This is a genomic window from Dietzia sp. KRD202, from assembly GCF_017168155.1.
Taxonomy (GTDB): Bacteria; Actinomycetota; Actinomycetes; order Mycobacteriales; family Mycobacteriaceae; genus Dietzia; species Dietzia kunjamensis.
Map to the genome: position 1 here is coordinate 240600 of NZ_JABFAN010000019.1, position 8165 is coordinate 248764.

The 8165-nt window shown below is 63.1% G+C and carries 9 protein-coding genes and 2 pseudogenes; 9 read left to right on the forward strand and 2 right to left on the reverse strand.

The features are described 5' to 3' along the window. The first annotated feature begins 170 nt into the window (after positions 1-170). The 6 genes from J1M64_RS16810 to J1M64_RS16835 all read left to right on the forward strand — a co-directional run bounded on the left by J1M64_RS16810 (position 171) and on the right by J1M64_RS16835 (position 3548). On the forward strand, positions 171-452 hold the full coding sequence (locus J1M64_RS16810; RefSeq protein ID WP_206474892.1) for an XRE family transcriptional regulator: 282 nt from the start codon (positions 171-173) through the stop codon (positions 450-452). Between the two features lie 173 nt (positions 453-625). Beyond that, positions 626-712 (forward strand): mycofactocin precursor MftA, encoded by an 87-nt coding sequence (gene mftA, locus J1M64_RS20010; protein ID WP_067716580.1) that lies wholly within the window; start codon positions 626-628, stop codon positions 710-712. 1 nt (position 713) lies between these two features. Further along, on the forward strand, positions 714-1040 hold the full coding sequence (gene mftB, locus J1M64_RS16820; protein ID WP_067718209.1) for a mycofactocin biosynthesis chaperone MftB: 327 nt from the start codon (positions 714-716) through the stop codon (positions 1038-1040). After that, complete coding sequence (mftC, locus tag J1M64_RS16825; protein ID WP_067718211.1) at positions 1037-2290, forward strand: mycofactocin radical SAM maturase; 1254 nt, start codon at positions 1037-1039, stop codon at positions 2288-2290. The genes mftB and mftC overlap by 4 nt, the downstream gene beginning before the upstream one ends. Before the next feature lie 115 nt (positions 2291-2405). Continuing rightward, positions 2406-2546 carry a hypothetical protein gene (locus J1M64_RS16830; protein ID WP_156523614.1) on the forward strand — a complete coding sequence of 47 codons (141 nt, stop codon included), beginning with the start codon at positions 2406-2408 and terminating at the stop codon, positions 2544-2546. Between the two features lie 30 nt (positions 2547-2576). Beyond that, positions 2577-3548: an NADPH:quinone oxidoreductase family protein gene (locus J1M64_RS16835; protein ID WP_067718214.1), complete on the forward strand. Its 972-nt coding sequence runs from the start codon at positions 2577-2579 to the stop codon at positions 3546-3548. Between the two features lie 479 nt (positions 3549-4027). Here the strand turns inward: J1M64_RS16835 and J1M64_RS20585 are convergent, their stop codons facing one another. Further along, positions 4028-4297, reverse strand: coding sequence for a transposase (locus J1M64_RS20585; protein WP_082924011.1), 270 nt, complete (start codon positions 4295-4297; stop codon positions 4028-4030). Positions 4298-4417: 120 nt separating this feature from the next. After that, positions 4418-4588, reverse strand: a pseudogene (locus J1M64_RS16845) (IS256 family transposase); the annotation flags it as partial. Here J1M64_RS16845 and J1M64_RS16850 point away from each other — a divergent pair. From J1M64_RS16850 to J1M64_RS16860, 3 genes and pseudogenes are all read left to right on the forward strand, one after another. Next, positions 4583-4732: pseudogene (locus tag J1M64_RS16850) on the forward strand (transposase); the annotation flags it as partial. The pseudogenes J1M64_RS16845 and J1M64_RS16850 overlap by 6 nt on opposite strands. Positions 4733-5235: 503 nt before the next feature. Further along, a complete protein-coding gene (locus J1M64_RS16855) occupies positions 5236-6360 on the forward strand; it encodes an NDMA-dependent alcohol dehydrogenase (RefSeq protein WP_006897512.1) in 1125 nt (374 codons plus the stop codon). Positions 6361-6451: 91 nt separating this feature from the next. Then, the gene (locus J1M64_RS16860) at positions 6452-7933 is read left to right on the forward strand and encodes an aldehyde dehydrogenase (RefSeq protein ID WP_006897513.1); all 1482 of its coding nucleotides are present in this window, start codon (positions 6452-6454) and stop codon (positions 7931-7933) included. Positions 7934-8165 lie beyond the last annotated feature (232 nt).

The following is an 8165-nucleotide window of genomic DNA, read 5'->3' on the forward strand; positions in this document are numbered from 1 at the left end:
ACCGTACCGGCCGCACGTTGTGATCCGGCCTCCCCCTGCGGGAGAACCCGCTCGGAACAACGGCCAGGGACGGCCCCTGCCTGCCGACTCGAATACGCATGAATCTAATACGCAGACCTTCCACCTAAGGGTGTCGAGTTGTCGATCGTGCGAACTCGACACCTCCCCTAATGGCTCGCAGCTCGTTTGAACTCGGGCTGCGCCTGACCTGCGAGCAGGTGCGCATCGCGCAGATGATCCGAGGTCGGTCCGATGGCGAATCCGGGATCACCCGCCAGAATCTGCACCTGTGGCGCACCCACGGTCTGCGCGGCCTGCCGGCCCGAACCACGCTCGACGGCATGGCCGCTGAACTACGTCTCCCGTATGTCCGGGTTCTCGAGGCGGCCCTACGCGATGCCGCCTACCTTGGCGCCGCCGGCCATGTGGCCACCATCGAACAAGACGCATAACTCTGGGCCGTGGAAATTTCTTCGGGTGCGTCAGAACTCATAATGCCCAGCCCTAACCGACTTCGAAAGCAGACGCCAGTGCCGTGATCCTTGCCATTGGCACCCTGTGTCAATATGATGTAGATCTCACCCAAGTGGTGAAGCGCACATCTGGTTCGACGAGAGGAATCGTCGTGGAGAACACGCAGAACACCGAGGTCGTGCTGGAAGAGGCCCTCATCGAAGAGGTCTCGATCGACGGCATGTGCGGGGTCTACTGAAATGACGTCCGCAGCAGCGCCGGCCGACGCCGAACAGGAAGCCGCCACAGCGGCCTTCGATCTCGATGCCGACTGGCGCCTGCACCCCGGAGTGGCGTTGCGGCCTGTGCCGTTCGGGGCCCTGCTCTACCACTTCCACACCCGCAAGCTCAGCTTCCTCAAGTCGCCGACCATCGTCGAGGTGGTCCGCATCCTGGCCGACCACCCCACGGCGCGCGCCGCGTGCGCTGCCGCCGGTGTGCCGATCGACGATCCGGGTACCGCAAGGCTGTACCTACACGCGCTCGGCCAGCTCGCCGCCTCGCGCATGATCGAGGAGACCTCATGACCAGCACGCTGAACCGCCCGGCGGCCACCGCGCCGACCACGACCGCGCCCGCTCCCGTCGGCCGTCTCGTGGACCAGTTCGAGCGCGGGCTCGACGCGCCGATCTGCCTGACCTGGGAGCTCACCTACGCCTGCAACCTGGCGTGCGTGCACTGCCTGAGCTCGTCGGGTAAGCGCGACCCCCGTGAGCTGAGCACCGAGCAGTGCAAGGCGATCATCGACGAGCTGCAGAAGATGCAGGTCTTCTACGTCAACATCGGCGGTGGCGAGCCCACCGTCCGCCCGGACTTCTGGGAGCTCGTCGACTACGCCACGAGTCATCAGGTCGGGGTCAAGTTCTCCACCAACGGCGTGCGGATCGACGAGAAGGTGGCGCAGCGACTGGCCGCCAGCGACTACGTCGACGTGCAGATCTCCCTGGACGGCGCCACGGCCGAGGTCAACGACGCGGTCCGCGGGCCGGGGTCGTTCGACATGGCGGTCCGGGCCCTGGAGAACCTCCAGAACGCCGGGTTCACCGACGCCAAGATCTCGGTGGTCGTCACCCGGCAGAACGTCACCCAGCTCGACGAGTTCAAGGCCCTGGCGGACCGGTACGACGCGACGCTCCGGATCACCCGACTGCGTCCCTCCGGCCGCGGCGCCGACGTCTGGGACGAGCTGCACCCGCTCCCCGAGCAGCAGCGGGGTCTCTACGACTGGCTGGTCGCGAACGGCGAGAACGTCCTGACCGGCGACAGCTTCTTCCACCTGTCCGCCTTCGGCGACGGCCAGGGTTCGCTGCCCGGCCTCAACCTGTGCGGTGCGGGTCGCGTGGTGTGCCTGATCGACCCGATCGGCGACGTCTACGCCTGCCCCTTCGCCATCCACGACAACTTCCTGGCCGGCAATGTGGTGGCCGACGGGAGCTTCGAGTCGGTCTGGCAGACCTCTGAGCTCTTCCGCGAGCTGCGCGAGCCCCAGTCCGCCGGGGCGTGCGCGTCCTGCGACTTCTACGACAGCTGCCGGGGCGGCTGCATGGCGGCCAAGTTCTTCACCGGCCTGCCCATGGACGGCCCGGACCCGGAGTGCGTCCAGGGATACGGCGAGGGACTGCTCGAGGCCGAGCGGAATATCCCCCCGGCGTCGCAGGATCATTCCCGCGTGAACGGACTGGCCGCGCGCAAGCAGCCCACGGGTCCCGTGCCGCTGACGCTCATCACCACCCCGCCGCGCCGGCCCAGGAGCCTGTGCGACGAGTCGCCGGTCTGACCGACCGCTCCCGAACCCCCGAAAAAGGAGGCCCCCGAGAATGTGGCTCGTCGCGTGGGGCCCCATCGTCCGAATTCTGCCCAACGTTGCGCGTTGAAATGGTCGGGCCACGCCATTGGCCGCCGCGATCGAATCCACTCGCCAGCGGGAGGACGGCGGGGTCCAGTACACGGTGTCCGTGCGCGTGGACATCGAGGGCCAGGACCGGCCGGCGATGATCGGCCAGACGGTCTACCTCGTCTACCCGACTCCATGATCCGCCAACCCATCACCGAAGGAGACGCGCGTGCGCGCTTTCGTCCTCAGCGACTACACCGGCCCGGCCGGTCTCGCCCTCACCGATATCGACCCGCCAACCCCAACAAATGACGAACTGCTGCTGGAGGTCCATTCAGTGGGAGTGAACTTTCCGGACCTGCTCATGACCCGCGGCCAGTACCAGCACCGACCGGAACTGCCGGTCGTGCCGGGGTGCGAGATCGCCGGCACTGTCGTGGCTGCTCCGGCAGCGTCGGGCTGGGCTCCCGGAGACCGCGCGGCCGCCTTCGTGTGGGAGGGCGGATTCGCCGAGCAAGCCGCCGTCCCGCTGAATGCGGTGGTGCGTATCCCCGACCGGGTGGACTTCGACTTCGCTGCTGCGATGGTCGTGAACTACCACACGGTGCACCTCGCCCTCTCCCGCCGCGGAAACCTGCAGTCGGGCGAGACGGTTCTGGTCATGGGCGCCGGCGGCGGCGTCGGCACCGCGGCGATCCAGGTGGCGGCGGGGCTCGGGGCGCGGGTGATCGCCGGGGTCTCAAGCGCCAGCCGGGTCGACATCGCGGTGGCCGCCGGTGCGGCGGAGACCATCGTGCTGGAACCCGGGTTCTCCGCAGAGGTCCGAGAGCGGACCGGCGGCCGCGGCGTGGATATGGTGCTCGACCCGGTCGGCGACTGGCTCTTCGACGAGTCCGTCCGGGCCCTGGCCCCCGAGGGGCGCGTGCTCGTGGTGGGATTCGCGGCCGGCCAGATCCCCTCCATCAAGGTCAACCGGCTACTCCTACGCAACGCCGGTGTGCTCGGCGCGGCCTTCGGCGCCTTCGTGGGCTTGGACCCGGATCTCATGCGCACCCAAGCCGAGTCCCTCGATCCCATGGTCGAGGCCGGGCTGGTAAATCCACATATCGGTGCGCGCTACTCCTTCAACGAACTGCCCACCGCTCTCGCGGATCTCGGGAAGGGGGGCATCCGCGGCAAGGCGGTGGTGCAGGTCAGGTGACAAACTCCGATAACCGGGCTGCGCGGTCATACACAATTCGGCAGGACCGGGCACGGGCCCATTCCTCGAGCAGGATGCGGTTGTAGCGCTCGCAACATGGCTGGGTTCGCTCAGCATCGTTCCGCCAGGCAGTGCCCCCGTTCGCAAACTTCTCACGCCGAGACTTCGTCACTTGGCCCCTTCACGCCTCATTGCAGTGGTATCAAGGACGGCAGTGCCGTGGCTCGCCGAGCGAGGCTGTGCACGCAAAGTCCGGGGGACTTATCTGCTGCAATACGACAGACTCCCAGTGTCCTACGCATTACCCAACGAATTAATGGCGCAGCGCTCGGTGTCAATCTCTTTTGAACTTCTGTTTGATCTAAGCGGCGAGTAGCTGTTCGACTGTGCTCGTCGCGGCGGGTGCTTGGGTGACGGCCGACCTTGACCATTGTCCATCTCCACCATGAACTGCTTGGTGTTGCGTTGACGACTTGAGTCTAAATCGGCTTTTTAGGGACGCGTTTTCCATCTTCAACTTGCGGTTCTGCTCTTCCAGCGCCTCCAGCCGGCCATGATCGGCCGGACGGAGGCCGAGCCCGGGTTCCGGGTTGTCTTGGCGGTGTTTTTGCACCCAGTTTCCCAACGTGCCGGGGTTGGATCTCCAGCTCCCCGGCGACCTCGGCGATGGAGCGCTCGGACTGGATAACCAATTGCACGGCCTCAGCCTTGAACTGCGGTCTGAACTTCCGACGTGATCGTGGTGCCATGAGCTTGATCCTCTCGCATCAAGCGGCTGTCCAAGATTTTTGGTACACCCCAAGGCGGCTCCGGGCGTGTCAAGGTTTCCTGCGTAAGGGGCCGGTCAGCTAGCCCGCTCTGCCGGGTGGTCAGAGTGGGAGTCGGTTGGGGAACTGCACGGCGAAGGCGTTCACCGCTCGGTGCCATCCCTGGGTGCCGGTGCCGAATTCGCCACCGCGGGTGGTCTCGATGTTCCGGATGCCCAGGTAGATCAGCTTGATCGCCGCCTCGCTTGAGGGGAACGAGTCCCGAATCTTGGTGCTCATGTGGTCTCTCACGCCTTGGTGGTGGCGACCGGGGTTTCGATCGATGGGGCCCGCGAGATGCTCGGTGCCGTGGTCGGCGACAGTGAGTCGTTTGACTTCTGGCGCGAGTTCCTGGTCCGGCTCAACACCCGCGGGTTGGCGGAGGCGCGACGGGGTGGATGGTGTCGTGGACGAAGTCTTGACCGGAGGCCGTTGGTTCGCTCTGAATGTGCGCCGCACTGTTTGGCATAAATGTACTGAACGGTCTCTTTGTGGAATCTCAGTCCCACCGAGAGGCTGGATGAACCCTTGTCAATCCTTGTAGGCGAGGTATCGCGTCACGCCAACAGATCCGGTACCAATCGGTACGATATTGCTTGCGGCAAGATGTGGTCTGTGTTCTACTTGTGGCGCAGGACACAGTCGTCCGTTTGGGAGTGGCAGCGCGTGGTGGGTCAGCCGAGTGGGCCTGGCTTGTTCGCTCAAACAACCTCAGCGAGAGAAGGTTGGCTATGACAGCGACTGCTATCAGGGATGGTGGTTCTCCACACACTGAATCGGCCAGCGTGTAGCAAATTTTGACATCCCCATTTGTTCCTATCAACCTCCTTGGCCGCGCGGAGCGACTGAGGAATATCGAGAAGAGACAGGAGATTTTTCTGATGAAAACACGAGGCGCGATTTGCTGGGAGCCTGGCGCGAACAAGGGTTGGTCAGTCGAAGAGATCGAACTGGGTGATCCTCGGCCTGATGAAGTACGAGTCAAACTCGCAGCGTCGGGGCTCTGTCATTCGGACGACCATATCGACTCCGGCATCTTTGTCGGCTTGGAGCCTATGGTCGGTGGACACGAAGGCGCCGGAATCGTTGAGGAAGTCGGCTCCGCAGTCAAGGGAATCGTGCCGGGCGACCACGTCGTGCTGGCGTTTATCCCCTCCTGCGGCCGTTGCTACTCCTGTGTCAGTGGACATTCGCATCTTTGCGATCTCGGAGCCCACCTCTTCGGAGGAGTGGCGCTCTCGGACGGGACCCACCGGGTCCAAGCGCGTGGCAAAGGCGTAGGGACGATGTGCTTGCTGGGAACCTTCTCCCCGTATGTTGTTGTCCACGAGGACAATGTCATCAAGATCCGTGACGATGTTCCGCTTGATCGGGCCGCGCTCGTAGGGTGTGGCGTCACGACGGGGTGGGGTTCGGCATTTCACACCGCGGGCACCCAGCCCGGAGACACGGTGGCCGTGATTGGCGTCGGCGGAATCGGCATGAACGCAGTACAAGGTGCCCGCCTCGCAGGTGCCAAGAACATCATTGCGATCGACACTGTGGCTTACAAACGAGAGCGCGCCAAGGAGTTCGGCGCAACGCATGTGGCCGCAAGCATGGAGGAAGCCCTGCCCCTTATCGCGGAGCTAACTCGGGGCACCCTGGCGCATCGGGCCATCCTGACCACCAGCGTTGCTGAGGGCGAGCTGGTGGAGCCAGCACTGAAGCTGGTCGGCAAACGGGGAGTGCTGGTTCTGACCTCGAGTGCACCGGGCGATCAAATCAAGGTCGACCTGGATCTGTTAACCCTCACCTTGTACGAGAAGGAAATCCGCGGCGGTCTGTTCGGATCATCGAATCCCCGCATTGATATCCCCCGCCTGCTCGACTGGTATATGGAGGGAGAACTCAAGCTCGACGAACTGGTCACTACTACCTACACCCTCGACCAGGTTAACCAAGGATACAAAGACATGTTGGATGGCAAAAATTTGCGCGGCATCATCACCTACGAAGAGGCTTGAGTTTCATGACCAGCACCACACACCACAGGACACTTTCCTGGGCTAAGGAAGCTGAGTACACATTCAAGTTCAGAAAGTTGGTTCTGGGAACATGACGCACTACTCACTCTTCATTGACGGCAAGTCTGTCGATACCGACGAAACCTATGACGTGGTCAGCCCGGGTGATGGCACGGTGATTGCCACGCTAGCCAAGGGAGGAACCGCGGAGGTCGACGCTGCGGTCGAAGCCGCCGCAGCGGCTTTCGCCAGCAGCGGCTGGCGCGAAACTCCGATGCATGAGCGGGCGGCGGTAATCGACCGCGCAGCGGATGCGATCGAAGCCCGCGCCGAAGAAATCAGTTTGCTCGCCTCGCGAGAGAACGGCACACCGGTCAGGCTCGCTCAAGGTCTCTCTGTCGGCTTCCCAGTCATGCATATCCGCTACTTTGCCGACCTGGCGCGACGACACGTCACCGATCAGCCGACCATGGTAAGCGGCAGCGTAGTCGGCATCATTCGTCGTGAACCGATTGGCGTCGTCGCAGGAATCGTTCCGTGGAACTTTCCACTGCTCCTCACGGTGTGGAAGTCGATCCCGGCAATCGCAGCGGGCAACTCTGTCGTGCTCAAGGCCGACGAGAAGACGCCGTCAACGGCTCTCATCTTGGCCGAGGTGCTCAAGGCTGCGGGATTGCCCGATGGCGTATTCAATGTCATCACTGGTGATGGAGCCGAAGTCGGTGGGCATCTTACCAAGCACCCAAAGGTCCGGAAGGTCTCATTCACGGGGTCCACTGCCACTGGACGGACGGTCATGGCGAACGCTGCAGAGCGTGTCAAGAAGGTCACCATGGAACTCGGCGGAAAGGGAGCAAACATCGTGCTCCCCGACGCCGACCTCGACCTGGCGGTAGACGGATCACTCTGGGCCTTCTTGGTCCACGCCGGCCAAGCATGTGAATCCGGCACCCGGTTGTTCGTCCACCGAACCATCTATCGCGAGTTCGTTGATCGCCTTGTCCAGCGCGCATCGCAGCTCACTATCGGTGATCCCACAGATATGAGCACCGACATCGGACCCTTGATGAACCGAGCTCAGCGGGAACGCGTGGAAGGGTTCATTGACAGCGGTAAGAAGGATGGGGCAACCGTCGCATTCCAGGCCGAACTTCCTGCTGACCTGAACAGGGAAGGCATGTGGGTTCCTCCGACAATCTTCACCGACGTCACACCTGACATGAAGATCACTACGGAGGAGATTTTCGGCCCTGTGGTCTCAGTGATGGCATACGACGATATCGATGCCGTCGTGGCAGAGGCCAACACCAGTGAGTACGGACTCTCGGCCGGCGTTTGGACCACCGACTATACGGTCGCAATGGACCTAGCGCATCGACTTGAGGCTGGCACCGTATGGATCAATGACTGGCACGCCCTGTCAGGCCAACTGCCGTTCGGAGGTGTGAAGCAGAGCGGATTCGGCCGTGAGATGGGCCCGAATGCCATCAACGAGTACACCAATGAGAAGTCGATTGCAATTGACTACTCGGGCCGCGATGCCCGCGCGGCGTGGGGACTTACTATCCCGTAAGAAGAATTGTTCGGAATTCTGACCCACTGAGAGTGCCTCGCAACGAAAACTTCGTTGCGAGGCACTCTCGATCCGTCTCGCCCCGGCGGACCCCTCCAGTTAACCGGCCCTTCCGGAATCAGAGTGCATTGATCCGGTCCTGAAGCTGACCGGAGTGGATCAGTGACCGCAAGATGTAGTGGTTGAGGTTTCGGAAGCCCAGGGCGATTCCGCGCAGGTGCTCGAGGCGACC